Origin of the sequence: Oceanospirillum sediminis, from assembly GCF_014164585.1 — a bacterium.
Lineage (GTDB): Bacteria > Pseudomonadota > Gammaproteobacteria > Pseudomonadales > Halomonadaceae > Oceanospirillum > Oceanospirillum sediminis.
This window is the reverse complement of the sequence record NZ_JACJFM010000331.1, coordinates 1-315: the sequence shown is the minus strand read 5'-3', so window position 1 is coordinate 315 and position 315 is coordinate 1. Positions and strand designations below refer to the sequence as shown.

Sequence of the window (315 nt, the reverse complement as noted above, 5' to 3'; positions counted from 1 at the left end):
AATATTCAAAAACCATACTCTACATCAAGATAATATAATTTAAAAAATTAAGACCGTTGTATCTGAGCTAAAATTGTAGGATCCTTTATCTTATTATCTTCTGACAATAATTTCATTTTTGAAATGATTTCAGCAGTTTTCGGATCGTCATCACTAAACGGTAAAAATAAACGCCCGCGATGTTGGCTGTGTACTGGTATGATAGATAATTGTAAACCTGTTTTGCTTACCATGCCACTTCCTAGATGAATACTATAATCGGCCAAAGTTCCTTTTATTAAAATATGTCGTTCTTGTACTGTAACATTATCTGCT

Annotated in this window: 1 protein-coding gene; it reads right to left on the bottom strand. The window is 31.7% G+C overall.

Annotation, left to right across the window (positions count from 1 at the left end; translation table 11 throughout):
* Positions 1-47 precede the first annotated feature (47 nt).
* Positions 48-315 (bottom strand): DUF7737 domain-containing protein (locus H4O21_RS28840; RefSeq protein ID WP_182812741.1); only part of this gene is annotated, 268 nt, incomplete at its 5' end.